Below are 15367 nucleotides of genomic sequence, written 5' to 3'. Positions count from 1 at the left end.
CCCCGGTGTCGGTGTCGTTGTAGTGGCCCGCCTCGCTCAGCATGACGATGGCAGTGCGATAGCTGCACTCGAGCTGATCGAGGCGCACCAGGGAGAGATGATTGCGCCCCCGGGCACGCACCGTGCTCGGACAGACCGGCTTGTAGATATAATCCACTCCGCCCGCCTCGAACCCCTGGCTCTCGCTGTCTGCGTTGTCGCTCGCGGTGATAAAGAGCACCGGGATCCCGGCATGAGCCGGATCGGCCTTGAGCCGACGGCACACCTCGTAACCATCCATGTCGGGCATGCGCACGTCCAGCAGGATAAGTGCCGGCTCGTGACGCCCCACGGCGGCCAACCCCTCCTCTCCCCCTTTGGCAAAGAAGAGGTTGTACTCCTCCTTGAGGATTTGCCGCAGCAACCCGAGGTTGCTCGGCTCGTCGTCGATGATCAGCACGCGCGGTCGACTCATGGCGCAGGTTCCTCCCGATCCTCCAGATAATCCTCCAGCTTGCGGGTGGCGAACGGGATATCGAACAGCTCCAGGGCTGCACTTATCTCGCTCACCAGCTCGCAAGGCAAGTGACTCCTTGCCTGGCTCAGCGCCGGCTCAATCAGATCCAGCTCCTCGCTCACCAGGGCCTGATGCAGGGCGTGCAGGCAGACCTCCCGCGCCCCCTCCTGGGCCAGCGGGGAGCTGACCGCGCCCGGCTCGCGCCCGGCATAGGTATCAATGGAGTGTTGTGCCCGCTCCAGGGCCTCGAGGAAGGGCGCGATAAGCTGGCTGGTGTCGCCACCCTGCTCGATGGCCTCGTTCAACTCGGCACTGATACGCGCCACATCGGTGAGCGACAGGCTGCCCGCCACCCCCTTGATCTTGTGGGCAGACTCGCGGCCGCATCGGTCTCGTGCTGGGCGATGTAACCCGGCAACACGGTACCGACCGTCATGTAGTCATCGCGAAAACGCCGCAGGTATTTGAGGTAGATAGAGGCTTCACCCCAGTTGCGCAGTCCGGTATCGATATCGATGCCGGCCACCGGCTCGTGGGGGAGTAGTTCGTCGTTCACGGTGAGCGGCAGGACAACGTCCGGCAGATAACGCAGCAAGGTCGCGATGAGCTGCTCCACATCGAGCGGCTTGGCGATGAAGTCGTTCATGCCAGAGGCCAATGCCGCCTCCCGCTGATCCTTGAATACCCCTGCGGTGAGAGCCAGCACGGGAGTCTCCTCCCGCCCCGGCAGCAGGCGCAGGCGACGGGTCGCCTCGTAGCCATCCATCACCGGCATCTGCACATCCATGAGCACCAGATCGATGCGCCGGGCCGGATCTGCCAGGCAGGCCAGGGCTCGCTCCCCGTCGATGGCGGTGATCACCTCGGCCCCCTCCCGTTGCAGCAAGCGGGTCGCCACCTCAAGGTTGATGTCGCTGTCATCCACCAGCAGTATGTGCACGCCCGGCAGGCGCAGACGGCGCTGGCCACTCTCAAGGGGATCCACATGCTCGCGCTTCTCGTGGATGAGACGCGCCACCGCATTGTAAAGACTGGAGCCGGTGACCGGTTTGTGCAGTACCAGATCCACCTGATCCGAACCGGGGCGGTGCATCAGTTCATCCTGGGAATAGGAGGTCGCCATGATGATGATGGGTGAACGCTCCTGCTGCTCGAAGGCGCGGCGAATGGCCAGGCAGGTCTCGAGCCCGTCCATGCCCGGCATGATCCAGTCGAGCAGGATCACGTCGAAACGCTCCCCCTGGCGCAGCAGATGATGCAGCGCCTGCTCACCGGACTCCACCACCCTCGACTGCCATCCGAGGGAACCCACCGTCATCGACAGGGCGTCGCGGGTCACCTGATTGTCGTCGGCGATGAGCAGCGAGATGTGCTGCAGACGCTCGTTCAAGGCCTCGGGCCGCTCTACCTGCTCCAGCCGGACGCGGAACCAGAATTCGCTCCCCTTGCCAAGCTCGCTGGTGACGCCGATGTCCCCCCCCATCAGGTTCACCAGGCGGCGACTGATGGTCAGACCAAGCCCGGTGCCCCCGAAGCGGCGACTGGTGGAGGAGTCTGCCTGGGAGAAGGCATTGAAAATGTTGGCCTGCTGCTCGGGGGGAATGCCGATCCCGGTGTCGCGCACCCGAAACAGCAAGGTGGCCATGCCGTCTTGCTCTGCTTCCAGCACGACCTTGACCTCCACCTCGCCGCGCTCGGTAAACTTGATGGCATTGCCGGTCAGGTTGAGCAACACCTGCTCGAGGCGCAGGGCGTCCCCAATCAGATGGGAAACCGGCTCGGGGGCACTGCTCACCACCAGTTCGAGGTGCTTCTGGCCAACGCAGGTGGACATGATGGCCGCCACGTGATCGAGCACCTCTTCGAGACTGAATGGTACCCGCTCAAGCTCGAGCCGACCCGACTCAATCTTGGAGAAATCAAGGATGTCGTTGATGATCCCGAGCAGTGCCTGCCCGGCCTGGTGGATTTTGCGCACCAGGGCATGCTGACCATCGTCGAGCCCTCCCTGTTCGAGCAGGTAGGTCAGCCCCATGATGGCGTTCATGGGGGTGCGGATCTCGTGGCTCATGTTGGCGATGAAATCACCTTTGACCTGTGCCAACCTGGCCGCTTCCTGCTGGGCCAGTTGCTCCTTGTGCCTGCTGCGCACCAGTGCAGCCACACCAGCACCAAACAACAGCAGCAGCACGGCGCTGGCGGCCAAGATGATCCCCCAGATATGAGTGCGAATGGCCTGCAGCTCGCTGTGCGGCACCAGGGACGCGGCTTTCCAGATCAGCTGATCATGATTCTGTGCCGGGTACAGGGTGGTCCAGCTCCAGAGTCCGTCGGCAGACTCCATCTGGCCGTTTGATGCGTCCCAGAACGCCTGCCAGGCCTGGGGAGAAGTCTGCTTCAGAGTCAGATCCGGGCGCTCGAGCATGAAGCCCCACTCCCGGGATGGGTCCGGGCTGCGCAGCCAGTATCCGTCCTGGTTGAACAACATAATGTGATCGGCTGCCTTGCCGCGGTTGTCGGCAAACTCCTTGAGCATACGGGCAGCCTGAACGTTGATTAGCAGCAGACCAAGATCACGTCCCCCAAGGCGCAGACGCTTGGCAATGCGGATCATGGGGTTGAAGGGGCGATCGATCACCCCGTGTTCAACGTTGAGATCGAGCGGCGAGACGTAGACCCGCTCCCAGGGCAGCGCCATAGCATCGCGAAAGTAGTAACGCTCCCCCTTGTTCTGCAACTGGTCGTCCGTCACACGCCACAGACGCTGGCCCTGGCGATCGATGCGTACCCGCTCCATGCCATCCGGGGCAAGCCAACGCACCTGGGCATAGTCGGGATTGCGGTTCAGCAGGATGGTGAACTGGACGGCCAGGGTGTCACGGTCATTGCGAGCCGCCGCTTCGAGCAGGATGGGTTCTTCCGACATGCTGCGCACATGGCGCAGCGGCACCGCCAGCTCGCCGTCAAGGCGGCCGCTGACAAGCGCCAGGAAGGTGCTCTCATCGCTGCGAACGCGATAGAGCTCGCGCTCGATCAATGCACTGCCCAGCAGATAGCCACCTGCCAGGACCAACAGCAGAATAGGTGAAAACAGCAGGATATATGTCCGTACGATTCCTTTCATAACGGTCAACATCGCCCCGAAAAATGGACTTGCCCGAGTACTTTTTGAACATCAGAGCACCACAACACGTGTCCTGCTGTCAATCATGCCTTCAAGTAAAGACCAATAGTGCTGTTTGAGTATTTTATTTTCCCGGAAAAAATGCTGTAAAAACAAAGAGGCCACCCGATTGGGTGGCCTCTTCACAGGAAAGTTCGTTGTCGATTAGACGCGAACGAAATCCAGGTGAACCAGCTTGTAGCGAACCGGGTGACGCTGGATAGCTTTCACGTTCACTTTGACTTCTTCACCGTTGATGACCAGGGTCAGCTCGGAGGAGTAGAACTCCGGCTTCTCTTGGGCCAGGATCAGCTTCTTGTGGTCCAGGGTAACGGACACGGCTTCTTTGCCTGCACCGTAAACGATGGCAGGAACCAGGTCAGCATGACGCAGGCGGCGGCTCGCACCTTTCCCCAGGTCAGAACGGACTTCAGCTTGGAATACGAAAGACATAGTGATTATCTCTTTTAAGATGAATGTATGGTGTTGACTGCGACCGGTCAGCACCTCGCAAAACGAGCGCGAATACTAGCACGGGTCCGGAGGGGATACAAGGAAAGAACCCGCGTCACTCCTCTTTGGCCAAGAGGCACTCCACCACGCCTCTCGCCATCCCCTAGCGCCCCTGCTCCAGACGAGCAAACTGCTGCTGTCGCTGGGCCGGGCTCAGGGCATCGAATTGCGCCAGAGTCTGCGCTTTCGGGCAATAGAGGCGCTGCCCGGCCTGTACCTGGATCCCTTTGGCCATCCTGTCACGATTTTCCTGCACCAGCGCCAGCAGATAACTGTAAGTATCCGAGCCGCCGGCCTCCTTTGACTGAAGCTGGCTTGCAATGCGCCACAGGGTTTCTCCCGCCGCCACCTGATGACAAACCCGCGATGCCTCCCCTGCCGCCGTGGCGGAAAGAGTCAGGGTCGCCTGCTCAGGGGAAGAATCTGCGGTGGCCATGGGCTGTGCATCTCCCTGTCTTGCCAAGGCCTGGATGGCGACTCCCTGCCCCCCCAGCCGTGCGAGCAAGGGCTCCCCCAGAGGCATCCGCGCCTTCTTCTCCCGAGGCAGGGAGAACTCGGCGACAAAGGCGACAGCGCCCTGGACTTCGAACGAGGGGGCCGAGGAGGCGGCTTGCTGTACTGATTGGTGGGGCGCCATGCCATAGGCCATCTCATCGATGCGCTTTAGCCTGGCCAGGTAAGCCTTGGAGAGCTGGGCCTCCCCTTCGAACAGATCGAAGGGGGGCACCAGCCGGGCAGGAAAGAGGATCTGCCAGCGGCCATTCTTCTTTCTCTGTTCAAGAGGGGGAAACTGATTGCCCCGCCAGGCCGCAAAAATGGGCGGCACGGGGCGCTGCACCGGATAGAACTCCGGGTTGAGCTGCACCCAGGTTTGTTCCGCAATGGGTTGATACCCGCTGATGTTGACCAGTGCCACCCCCAACCAGATCCCCAGCATATGACGGCCTCCCTTCCCTTTGGCGTCTCGTTGCTTTCACACTATGGCTCAGAAAACAGATAGATAGCAGCTTAGCACTGGGCAATGGCGCTCTGCACCCGTTTATCCGAGATAGGGTATGGCGTCCCCAGTTGCTGGGCGAAGAAGGAAACTCGCAGCTCCTCGATCATCCAGCGGATATTGGCCACCTCGGCCGGGATCAGCTGGGATTTGGGGATCTTGGCGAGCAGTGCCTTGTACTCCGACTCCACGCTGTGCACCTTGAGCATGTAGACCCGATCCCGGTTGGGATCGATGGCGAGCTTCTCGAGCCGCCGCTCGATGGCCCGCAGGTAGCGCAGCAAGTCAGGCAGCCGCTGCCAGCCGGTCTCGGTGACAAAGCCCTTGTGAATGAGGTTACCCAACTGCTGCTGGATGTCCGACATGGCAAAGGCGGTGTCGAGCTGCATCTTGCCCTTGAGCCGTTTCTTGATCTCATGGGAGAGGGTCAGCACGGCTTCCACCTGTTTGGCCACCTCCACCACCGCATCGTTGAGCTCGGCGCGGACATACTCCTTGAGCGCCTCGAAACCGGCCTCGTCCCAAGCCATGCCGCCGTGCTGCTCAATCAGCTTGTCGCAGCCGCAGGCGATGCAGTCGTCAATCAGCTCGGCCACCTTGCCAAACGGGTTGAAATAGAGCCCGAGCTTGGCCTTGTTGGGCAACTTCTCCTGCAGATACTTGATGGGAGATGGCACGTTGAGCAGCACCAGCCGGCGTTGGCCTGCCCACATCAGCTGCTGCTGCACCACAGGGCTCTCCACCAGCTGGATGGCGACCGAATCTTTCTCGTCTACCAACGCCGGATAGGCCTTCACCTCGAACCCACCGCGCTTCTGACTGTACTCTTGCGGCAGTTCGCCAAAGCTCCACAGGGTGAGGCCAGACTGCTCGATATCATCGTCCGCCACTTGTGACAGAGTCTCCTGCACCTTGCCGCGCAGCGACTCTTTCAATGCCTCCAGATCCTTGCCTTCCGCCACCTTCTTGTGCTTGTCGTCCACCACACGGAAGGTGAGTTTCAGGTGATCGGGCACCGCAGCCCAATCCCAGGATTCACGGGGCACGGTCACGCCGGTCATGCGGCGCAGCTGACGCTCCATCTCGTCCAACAGCGGCCCCTGCTCGGGGTTGATACTGGCGAGCAACGCATCGGCATAATTGGGGGCCGGCACGAAGTTCTTGCGCATCGGCTTGGGCATCGACTTGATGAGGGCCACCAACAACTCGTGACGCAGCCCGGGGATCAGCCACTCGAACCCCTTCACCTCCACCTGATTCAGGAGCGGCAGCGGGATATGCAGGGTCACGCCATCCGCCGCCTCCCCCGGCTCGAACTGATAGGTCAGCTTGAGCTTGAGGCGCCCCTGCTGCCAGAAGTTGGGGTAGTCGAGATCGCTGATGTGGGCCGCATCCCCCTTCATCAACATCTCTTTCTCGAAGTTGAGCAGCTCGGGATCCTGCTTTTGCGCCTCCTTCCACCACTTGTCGAAGTGGCGGGCGGAAATCACATCTTCCGGCAAACGGGCATCGTAGAAGCGGAACAAGTCCTCATCATCCACCAGAATATCGCGCCGACGGGATTTGTGCTCCAGCGCCTCTACCTCGGCCAGGAGCTTGCGGTTATCGCTGAAGAAACGGTGGCGGGTCTCGAAATCCCCCTCCACCAGGGCGCGGCGGATAAACAGCTCGCGGCACAGCGCCGGATCGATGCGGCTGAAGTTGATGGTGCGCTCGTTGACCAGAGTCAGACCATAGAGGGTCACCTTCTCCTTGGCCATCACGGCACCGTTTTTCTTCGACCAGTGAGGGTCGCTGTGGTGCAGCTTGATGAGGTGACCTGCCAGCGGCTCCACCCACTCCGGTTCAATCTTGGCGTTGATGCGGGCGTAGAGGCGCGAGGTCTCCACCAGCTCGGCGGCCATCACCCACTTGGGCGGCTTTTTGAACAGACCGGAGGCCGGGAAGAGGTGGAAGCGGCCGTTGCGGGCCCCGAGAAACTCGGGCTTTTCCAGATCCTTGTTGCCGATATGGCTCAAAAGACCGGTCAGCAGCGCGCAGTGCACCGTCTTGAAGTCTGCCGGTTCTTGGTTGGCCTTGAAGCCCAGCTCCTTGACCGTCTGACGCAGCTGGAAGTGAATGTCCTGCCACTCGCGTACCCGCAGATAGGAGAGAAACTCCTTCTGGCACATGCGGCGAAACGGGTTGCTGCCAAGAGCATCCTGCTGCTCTTTAAGATAGTTCCAGAGGTTAACAAAAGCGAGGAAGTCGGAATCCTTGTCTTCAAAACGTCTGTGCTGCTCGTCGGCGGCCTGCTTTTTCTCCATGGGCCGCTCGCGGGGATCCTGAATGCTGAGGGCGGCGGTGATCACCATCACCTCGCTCAGGCAACCGGTCTGCGCCGCACTGATCACCATCTTCGCCAGACGCGGATCAAGGGGGATACGCGAGAGCTGGCGACCGGTCTCGGTCAGCTGCAGCTTGGCTTCGCGATCGCCCGTGGCGGGCAGCTCGCGCACCGCCTCCAGCTCTTTCAAGAGGGTCAGACCGTCCTTGATATGGCGCGACTCCGGCGGCTCGACGAACGGGAAAGCCTCCATATTACCAAGGCCGAGCGCCAGCATCTGCAGGATGACGGAGGCCAGGTTGGTGCGCAGGATCTCGGGGTCGGTAAAGGCCGGACGGCTATTGAAATCCTCCTCTGAGTAGAGGCGGATACAGATACCATCCGCCACCCGACCGCAACGCCCTTTACGCTGGTTGGCGCTGGCCTGGGAGACCGGCTCGATGGGCAGGCGCTGCACCTTGGTGCGCCAGGAGTAGCGACTGATGCGGGCCGTACCCGGATCGATGACGTAACGAATGCCCGGCACCGTCAGCGAGGTCTCCGCCACGTTGGTGGCCAGTACGATGCGCCGTCCGGCGTGTGGCTGGAACACCTTGTTCTGCTCGGCGTTGGAGAGGCGGGCGTAGAGCGGCAGCACCTCGGTATCGCGCAGGTTGAGCTTGCGCAGGGCATCGGCGGTATCGCGGATCTCCCGCTCGCCGTTCATGAAGATGAGGATGTCCCCGAGCCCCTCGCGGGCCAGCTCTTCCACCGCATCAAAGATCCCCTGCAGCTCGTCGCGCTCCTCCAGCCCTTCGCTCTTGTCATTGCTTTTTTTATCAACAAACAGTGGGCGGTAACGCACCTCCACCGGATAGGTGCGACCGGAGACCTCGATCACCGGCGCCTTGTTGAAATGACGAGAGAAACGCTGGGGGTCAATGGTGGCCGAGGTGATGATCACCTTGAGATCGGGGCGCTTTGGCAGCAGCTGTTTGAGATAGCCCAGGATGAAGTCGATGTTGAGGCTGCGCTCGTGGGCCTCATCGATGATGATGGTGTCGTACTGGGTCAGCATCCGGTCGTTCTGGATCTCGGCCAGCAGGATACCGTCGGTCATCAGCTTGATGTGGGTCTGCTCACTCACCTGATCGGTAAAGCGCACCTTGTAACCCACGTAGTGGCCAAGCTCGGACTCCATCTCCTCGGCAATACGGGCCGCGACGGTACGGGCCGCCAGACGGCGCGGCTGGGTGTGGCCGATGAAGCCCTTGACCCCACGCCCGAGCGCCAGACAGATCTTGGGGATCTGGGTGGTTTTGCCCGAACCGGTTTCGCCGGCGATGATCACCACTTGATGCTCTTCAATGGCTTTGGCGATCTCCCCTTGCTTCTGGCTGACTGGCAGATTGTCCGGATAGGTGACCTTAGGCACGCCCGCCAGACGGGACTGATAGCGCGTCTGTGCCACATCCAGGTCAGCGGCGATGGTTTCGAGCACGGCAGCCTGCTTGGCTTCCGGCAGCTTCTTGACCCCGTGCAGTCGACTGGAGAGACGGCGGGCGTCGAGATTCATGCAGGCGGTAAGACGGCGGCGCAGCGCCTCGATAGAGAGAGACAAGGTACGAATTCCTTAAAAGAGTGCCCATCAAGGGCCATATCGATAGCTGGGGGAGATCCTAAAGAGCGAGGCTGGGCGGTGCAAGCCTTAAAGCGCCGCGCCAGCACATCAAGCCGGAGGCGTCATGACCGTCACGGATGAAAAGAGCAGGCCGGAGCCTGCTCTTTGAAAACAACCAGACAACACCATTCAGACTCTGGCCTGATGCACGAAACAGGTGCCAAGCTGGGCGTGGATGGCCTGCATCACATTGTGGCGGTTGATGACCCCGAGCAGGCGCCCCTCCTCCACCACAGGATAGATCTTGGGCTTTTGACCCATCATCATCTCCGCCAGATCCAGGATGCTGGTGTCGGGGCCGACTGCCAGCACCTCCTTGCGCATCACATCCCTGACCTGGGCCACCTGTTCACAGTGGTAGGCCTCTTTCAACATGACGGCAATGCAATCCTGCTCGGAGACCCAGCCAATCAGATGTCCCTGGCTGTCCACTACGGGGCCGCCCAACTGATGACTGTTGAGAAATTTTTCCACCGCCGCCTGTACCATCATCTCTGCGCTGAAGATGATGGGCTTGGTCTGCATGTAGTCCTTTGCCTTGAGTGATTCCATGACGCTTTCCCCCAACGAGCCTCCCGAGGGGAGGCAAGAGCCGGGCACTATGTCCAGCTCACTCCAAGCATAGTCCGCGTGGATCAGGAGATGGATTGCAGCAAGAGCAAGAGCTCGTTCTGGCTGTGGCAGCCGGTCTTCTTGAACACCCCTTTCAGGGTGGAGCGCACGGTTTCCACCTTGACACCGCGCAGCTCCGCGATGTCGTTGCTGCTGTAACCCTTGCTCATCAGCACCAGCAGCTCCTTCTCGCCAATGGTGAGGGGATAGAGGCTGGCCAGCGCTTCGATGTCAGGATTGAAGGCGTGCTCGGGGTCACGCAGCACCACTTCCACATAGCGTTCAAAGCGGCTGAGTCCGCTCATCAGGGTGCATTGGACCAGCAGCGGGCGCAGGTTAGGCTGACGGGGAATGGACATATAGGCGCTGGCGCCGGGCAGCAAATAGGCAAAGCCATTGAGGATCTCCTTGAGCTGACGTTGCTGCTCCTTATTCTGCAAAGAGAAAATGCCATTGATGGCCCGCAATTCCACATTTTCATCGGCGATACGGTTGAAGGCCACATTGGAATAATGAATATGCCCCTTGTCGTCTATGATGGCGCTGGGCTTATTATGGTTTTTCACCAGCTGTTGCAACTGATAGTTCTGGGTTTCCAGGGCCAGCAAGTTCCAATAATGGTGGCTCCAGGCCGCCAGTCCGGAATAGATTTCCGAGAGCGAGGTGAGGTCGCGACTGCTGAAATCATCTTGCGCTGCACCACGGTAACTGCACAGGCTGCTCAGCCCACGCCCTTTGACCTGGCAGACGCCGCCGGCGGCGAATTGGGCGCCGAAACTTGCCAGCAGGCCCACCGAGCTTGAAATGCTGTTGGCGCTGACGATCCCCTTGCACCCTTTATCCAGATAATGGTTGAACCACACATCCTGGCGATGATGTTGCAGGTAAAACTGCTGCTGGGCCTCGGTCAGACCGCTGGAAAAAAGCTTTATTCCGTCGCTCTTGTCATCATCCCGCAATAAAAACAGGGATGAACTGCAGGAAACGTCGGCACGAAATTGGTCCACGACAAGCTTAATGTCAGAATCATTAATACCGCACTCGTATAACTGGCTGATATAGGGCGATATCCTTTCTTTCTCTAATGCCTTCACACCCGAACTCCTAATTCTTATTTTTATTGAAGAGGCATCTTACTCTGCAATGGGATAGCCGAAAAGTAGTCAAATGAACATGTCATTTTCAGAAGACGACTGCACCAGTTGATTGGGCGTAATGGCTGTTGTGCAGCCAGCTCCTGACAGTTCAATATCAGAAGTGATCTGCACCAATCTCGACTATGCTCAATACTCGTGTGCACCAAAGCGAGGTGAGCATGGCGACGGAGGCTCTGTTGCAAAGATTGGCGGCAGTCAGAGGTAGGCTGTCGCTCTGCGCCGATCAGGCGGCTGCTGCGAAATGGTGGTTGAGCATGCCCATGGCCTCCGTCAGCGCCGAGGGCCCAATGCCAAAAGCTCTCTCCACAAGGCGCACCTCGCCCCTGATGCCGGGCTGCAGGCACCAGGGGCGAGCCTGTCCTTTGCGCAGGGCTCGCATGACTTCGAATCCCTTGATCGTGGCATAGGCCGTGGGGATCGATTTGAAACCGCGCACCGGCTTGATCAGTATCTTGAGCTTTCCGTGATCGGCCTCGATCACGTTATTGAGATACTTCACCTGCCGGTGGGCCGTCTCCCGGTCCAGCTTTCCTTCGCGCTTCAATTCGGTGATCGCTGCACCATAGCTCGGCGCTTTGTCGGTATTGAGCGTGGCAGGCTTTTCCCAGTGCTTCAGGCCTCGCAGGGCCTTGCCCAGGAACCGCTTCGCTGCCTTGGCGCTGCGGGTCGGCGACAGGTAGAAATCGATCGTGTCGCCCCGCTTGTCGACTGCCCGGTACAGGTAGGTCCACTTGCCCCGCACCTTGACGTAGGTTTCATCCAGGCGCCAGCTCGGATCAAAGCCACGCCGCCAGAACCAGCGCAGCCGCTTCTCCATCTCCGGGGCGTAGCACTGGACCCAGCGATAGATCGTCGTATGGTCGACCGAAATGCCGCGTTCCGCCAGCATTTCCTCAAGGTCGCGATAGCTGATCGGATAGCGACAATACCAGCGCACCGCCCACAGGATCACATCACCCTGGAAATGGCGCCACTTGAAATCCGTCATCGTTCCGTCCGTCCAATCTCCGCCAAGCATGCTCAAGCTTCACGATTTTTGCAACAGAGCCTCGGCCTTCACACGCACGAAAGGCGGCGAAGCTCCGCCGTTAATCCGTCCGCCGGAGATCTCGCCCAGGCAGGCTGAAGGCCGAGCAAGCCTGACAGGCCCGAAAAGCCCGGCACGGGCGTCGGCGGCGATGACGGCGGCGGCATTATCCAGGGTTGATGATGGAAGTGGAGGATATCGACAACCTCTCGCGCAACCAAGACATCGCGGTCGGACTGCAAGTGATCTTGAAGCCACGGGCCCGTCCCACCCCGACATGGACCTCGATGCCCGAACGGACGTTAGATTTCGAGTTCTAGGCGTTCTGCGATGAAGGTTGGATCCCAGCCGGGATTGAAAGTGTCGACGTGGGTGAATCCGAGCCGCTCGTATAGGCCACGCAGGTTCGGGTGGCAGTCGAGCCGCAGCTTGGCGCACCCCTGCGTTCGCGCGGCATGGCGGCAAGCCTCGATCAGCGCGGAGCTGACACCCCGGCCCGCATGTGTCCGTCGCACCGCGAGCTTGTGCAGATATGCGGCCTCCCCCTTGAGGGCGTCGGGCCAGAACTCGGGATCCTCGGCCGACAAGGTGCAACAGCCGACGATGCCGTCGCTGCAACTCGCGACTAGGAGCTCGGATCTCAGGACGAAGGTCTCCGCGAATGTCCGGTCGATCCGCGCGACGTCCCAGGCGGGCGTTCCCTTGGCGGACATCCACGCCGCAGCGTCGTGCATCAGCCGCACAACCTCGTCGATATCACCCGAGCAGGCGACCCGAACGTTCGGAGGCTCCTCGCTGTCCATTCGCTCCCCTGGCGCGGTATGAACCGCCGCCTCATAGTGCAGTTTGATCCTGACGAGCCCAGCATGTCTGCGCCCACCTTCGCGGAACCTGACCAGGGTCCGCTAGCGGGCGGCCGGAAGGTGAATGCTAGGCATGATCTAACCCTCGGTCTCTGGCGTCGCGACTGCGAAATTTCGCGAGGGTTTCCGAGATGGTGATTGCGCTTCGCAGATCTCCAGGCGCGTGGGTGCGGACGTAGTCAGCGCCATTGCCGATCGCGTGAAGTTCCGCCGCAAGGCTCGCTGGACCCAGATCCTTTACAGGAAGGCCAACGGTGGCGCCCAAGAAGGATTTCCGCGACACCGAGACCAATAGCGGAAGCCCCAACGCCGACTTCAGCTTTTGAAGGTTCGACAGCACGTGCAGCGATGTTTCCGGTGCGGGGCTCAAGAAAAATCCCATCCCCGGATCGAGGATGAGCCGGTCGGCAGCGACCCCGCTCCGTCGCAAGGCGGAAACCCGCGCCTCGAAGAACCGCACAATCTCGTCGAGCGCGTCTTCGGGTCGAAGGTGACCGGTGCGGGTGGCGATGCCATCCCGCTGCGCTGAGTGCATAACCACCAGCCTGCAGTCCGCCTCAGCAATATCGGGATAGAGCGCAGGGTCAGGAAATCCTTGGATATCGTTCAGGTAGCCCACGCCGCGCTTGAGCGCATAGCGCTGGGTTTCCGGTTGGAAGCTGTCGATTGAAACACGGTGCATCTGATCGGACAGGGCGTCTAAGAGCGGCGCAATACGTCTGATCTCATCGGCCGGCGATACAGGCCTCGCGTCCGGATGGCTGGCGGCCGGTCCGACATCCACGACGTCTGATCCGACTCGCAGCATTTCGATCGCCGCGGTGACAGCGCCGGCGGGGTCTAGCCGCCGGCTCTCATCGAAGAAGGAGTCCTCGGTGAGATTCAGAATGCCGAACACCGTCACCATGGCGTCGGCCTCCGCAGCGACTTCCACGATGGGGATCGGGCGAGCAAAAAGGCAGCAATTATGAGCCCCATACCTACAAAGCCCCACGCATCAAGCTTTTGCCCATGAAGCAACCAGGCAATGGCTGTAATTATGACGACGCCGAGTCCCGACCAGACTGCATAAGCAACACCGACAGGGATGGATTTCAGAACCAGAGAAAGAAAATAAAATGCGATGCCATAACCGATTATGACAACGGCGGAAGGGGCAAGCTTAGTAAAGCCCTCGCTAGATTTTAATGCGGATGTTGCGATTACTTCGCCAACTATTGCGATAACAAGAAAAAGCCAGCCTTTCATGATATATCTCCCAATTTGTGTAGGGCTTATTATGCACGCTTAAAAATAATAAAAGCAGACTTGACCTGATAGTTTGGCTGTGAGCAATTATGTGCTTAGTGCATCTAACGGGCGAGGTAAGCCGACCGCAGAATGCGGGTCGGCTTGACCGAAATGTTAGAGCCAGAAGCCAAAACGGATAACCGTAACTTGGCGACGGGCGCTAACTGCGAAAAGGCACGGTGCCACCGAGGCGGCACAGCACTACGAAAAAAATAGCTGCTCGCGCTTGCTACACAAGGGCCAGAGGCCAAAAAGACCACAAACCAGCGTAACGCCACCAGGCGAAGCCCAGAGAAACGGCAAACCCAGCGCTGCACAGCGTTTGAGAAACTGAATGCCGTTTGAATAAACATGGGCGAAATAAAGGAGGGTTTCAGTGGTACTAACGTTGAAGTAACCGGCGCTGCGCGGTTTTATCGCGCAGCGTCCGAGTTGACTGCCGGGTTGGGCGGTAACGCTTCAATAGAGCGAAGGATTGCCCGCACGATTGCCTCCCTCTTGAAAAGATCATCCATTCTGTTTGGCGTATCAATATTCAGTGCGAAGAATACGGAGCCAGTCGGCCACTCAACCCATCCTACCCACCAACCCATACGGCCTTCCCAGCCCGTCTTTGCACGCAGTATCCAGTTGCGACCGGCTTCCACAATCATGAGATCCTTGACCAAGCGCTGATGTTCTACCCGAAAGGGCAGCTCGTTACGATAGAGCTTCCTGAGAAATGCAATTTGCTCCTGCGCCGAGATTGCAAGGCTGCCTTCTATCCAGTAATCGCCATTACTTGTCGAAGGATCGGCGTTGCCATAGTCGATTTTCTTCAAATAGCGCCGAGCTTTGTCATCACCAATTTCCTTTGCAAATAGCTCATACACCCAAACAGTAGAATTCCGCATTGCTGATCGCAAATCTTGGTCTTGATTGTGGCCTGCAAAGCCCCTGTTAACGCCGTCCCATCGAAAAATCTGGAACTCATCACGAACAGCGCCTGCATCAAGTGCAAAAAGTGTATGAGGTATCTTGAATGTCGATGCAGGCGAGTAGCGTTTCTTCGATCGCACAGGATCAAAAACCAACATGGCACGATCCGCTTGGCGTTCGTCTGCCACAACTATCGTGCCTTTGGCTTGAAATTCGCTGAAAAACTTCCTCCAGTCAGAACGTTCTAGCGTGCCTTCTTGCGCATGCGCGAAAGTGGCAAGAGAAAAAATGGAGAAAAGTATCGCGAAGATTCGGATTGCCATTAACTTTTCCTTAATGCCCAAC

11 protein-coding genes and 2 pseudogenes are annotated in these 15367 nt (G+C 59.4%); all 13 read right to left on the bottom strand.

Annotated features, from left to right (window positions below):
• Positions 1 to 172: 172 nt before the first annotated feature.
• Positions 173 to 454 (bottom strand): annotated as a pseudogene (locus AB5Y70_RS12090) (response regulator); the annotation flags it as partial.
• Positions 451 to 3620 (bottom strand): annotated as a pseudogene (locus tag AB5Y70_RS12085) (response regulator). The pseudogenes AB5Y70_RS12085 and AB5Y70_RS12090, both read right to left, overlap by 4 nt.
• 204 nt (positions 3621 to 3824) lie before the next feature.
• Complete coding sequence (rplY, locus tag AB5Y70_RS12080; protein ID WP_010674717.1) at positions 3825 to 4112, bottom strand: 50S ribosomal protein L25; 288 nt, start codon at positions 4110 to 4112, stop codon at positions 3825 to 3827.
• A gap of 163 nt (positions 4113 to 4275) precedes the next feature.
• Entirely contained in the window at positions 4276 to 5109 is an 834-nt protein-coding gene (locus AB5Y70_RS12075; protein ID WP_010674716.1) for a hypothetical protein, read from the bottom strand.
• A gap of 71 nt (positions 5110 to 5180) precedes the next feature.
• Positions 5181 to 9095 (bottom strand): ATP-dependent RNA helicase HrpA, encoded by a 3915-nt coding sequence (gene hrpA, locus AB5Y70_RS12070; protein ID WP_049636836.1) that lies wholly within the window; start codon positions 9093 to 9095, stop codon positions 5181 to 5183.
• Positions 9096 to 9284: 189 nt separating this feature from the next.
• Positions 9285 to 9707 (bottom strand): CBS domain-containing protein, encoded by a 423-nt coding sequence (locus tag AB5Y70_RS12065; protein ID WP_043152696.1) that lies wholly within the window; start codon positions 9705 to 9707, stop codon positions 9285 to 9287.
• An 83-nt stretch (positions 9708 to 9790) separates the two neighbouring features.
• The gene (locus AB5Y70_RS12060; protein WP_043152694.1) at positions 9791 to 10861 is read right to left on the bottom strand and encodes a transcriptional regulator; all 1071 of its coding nucleotides are present in this window, start codon (positions 10859 to 10861) and stop codon (positions 9791 to 9793) included.
• Positions 10862 to 11147: 286 nt separating this feature from the next.
• Entirely contained in the window at positions 11148 to 11912 is a 765-nt protein-coding gene (locus tag AB5Y70_RS12055) for an IS6-like element IS6100 family transposase (RefSeq protein WP_001389365.1), read from the bottom strand.
• 341 nt (positions 11913 to 12253) lie between these two features.
• Positions 12254 to 12754 carry a GNAT family N-acetyltransferase gene (locus AB5Y70_RS12050; protein WP_000376623.1) on the bottom strand — a complete coding sequence of 167 codons (501 nt, stop codon included), beginning with the start codon at positions 12752 to 12754 and terminating at the stop codon, positions 12254 to 12256.
• A 127-nt stretch (positions 12755 to 12881) separates the two neighbouring features.
• Positions 12882 to 13721: a sulfonamide-resistant dihydropteroate synthase Sul1 gene (sul1, locus tag AB5Y70_RS12045; protein ID WP_000259032.1), complete on the bottom strand. Its 840-nt coding sequence runs from the start codon at positions 13719 to 13721 to the stop codon at positions 12882 to 12884.
• Complete coding sequence (locus AB5Y70_RS12040) at positions 13715 to 14062, bottom strand: quaternary ammonium compound efflux SMR transporter QacE delta 1 (protein WP_000679427.1); 348 nt, start codon at positions 14060 to 14062, stop codon at positions 13715 to 13717. Before AB5Y70_RS12040 ends, sul1 begins: the two co-directional genes overlap by 7 nt.
• A gap of 104 nt (positions 14063 to 14166) precedes the next feature.
• Positions 14167 to 14457: a DUF1010 domain-containing protein gene (locus AB5Y70_RS12035; protein WP_000470556.1), complete on the bottom strand. Its 291-nt coding sequence runs from the start codon at positions 14455 to 14457 to the stop codon at positions 14167 to 14169.
• A gap of 60 nt (positions 14458 to 14517) precedes the next feature.
• Positions 14518 to 15345, bottom strand: a complete 828-nt coding sequence (locus tag AB5Y70_RS12030) for an oxacillin-hydrolyzing class D beta-lactamase OXA-2 (RefSeq protein WP_001007673.1) — start codon at positions 15343 to 15345, stop codon at positions 14518 to 14520.
• Positions 15346 to 15367: the final 22 nt, after the last annotated feature.

Source organism: Aeromonas sp. s1(2024), from assembly GCF_040908005.1.
Lineage (GTDB): Bacteria > Pseudomonadota > Gammaproteobacteria > Enterobacterales > Aeromonadaceae > Aeromonas > Aeromonas caviae.
Note: the sequence above shows the minus strand (reverse complement) of the source record. Positions and strands in the feature narration are given on the sequence as shown.

Bases quoted from the DNA above. Each gene is read 5' to 3' on its own strand.
- rplY (WP_010674717.1), bottom strand. From the start codon at position 4,112: ATGTCTTTCGTATTCCAAGCTGAAGTCCGTTCTGACCTGGGGAAAGGT.
- AB5Y70_RS12075 (WP_010674716.1), bottom strand. From the start codon at position 5,109: ATGCTGGGGATCTGGTTGGGGGTGGCACTGGTCAACATCAGCGGGTAT.
- AB5Y70_RS12065 (WP_043152696.1), bottom strand. From the start codon at position 9,707: ATGGAATCACTCAAGGCAAAGGACTACATGCAGACCAAGCCCATCATC.
- AB5Y70_RS12055 (WP_001389365.1), bottom strand. From the start codon at position 11,912: ATGACGGATTTCAAGTGGCGCCATTTCCAGGGTGATGTGATCCTGTGG.
- AB5Y70_RS12050 (WP_000376623.1), bottom strand. From the start codon at position 12,754: ATGGACAGCGAGGAGCCTCCGAACGTTCGGGTCGCCTGCTCGGGTGAT.
- sul1 (WP_000259032.1), bottom strand. From the start codon at position 13,721: ATGGTGACGGTGTTCGGCATTCTGAATCTCACCGAGGACTCCTTCTTC.
- AB5Y70_RS12040 (WP_000679427.1), bottom strand. From the start codon at position 14,062: ATGAAAGGCTGGCTTTTTCTTGTTATCGCAATAGTTGGCGAAGTAATC.
- AB5Y70_RS12035 (WP_000470556.1), bottom strand. From the start codon at position 14,457: ATGTTTATTCAAACGGCATTCAGTTTCTCAAACGCTGTGCAGCGCTGG.
- AB5Y70_RS12030 (WP_001007673.1), bottom strand. From the start codon at position 15,345: ATGGCAATCCGAATCTTCGCGATACTTTTCTCCATTTTTTCTCTTGCC.